The sequence below is a fragment of the Leifsonia sp. HAY1-4F genome, from assembly GCF_056755275.1.
This window is the reverse complement of the sequence record NZ_JBNDHX010000662.1, coordinates 1-234: the sequence shown is the minus strand read 5'-3', so window position 1 is coordinate 234 and position 234 is coordinate 1. Positions and strand designations below refer to the sequence as shown.

At 65.0% G+C, this 234-nt stretch carries 1 protein-coding gene; it reads left to right on the top strand.

The window, feature by feature from the left end:
* The coding region (locus ACPYOG_RS20890) for a mannitol dehydrogenase family protein (protein WP_481295962.1) at nt 1-234 on the top strand (234 nt) is incomplete at both ends.

Here is a 234-nt window from a genome sequence, read left to right as displayed (position 1 = left end):
GACGGGCAGGAGCACCCGCACTCGCGATCGTCCCGTGCGACAACATCCTCGCCAACGGAATCGTTCTTGCGCACGCCCTCACCACGCTCGCAAACCTGGTATTCCCCGAGCTGGCCGGTTTGCTGCCGACAGGTGCATCGTTCGTGTCGACGTCGGTGGATCGGAGCACCCCACGTGTCACAGACGACCTCCTCAGCGCAGTCCAGAGCGCCACAGACTGGTACGACGCGGCAC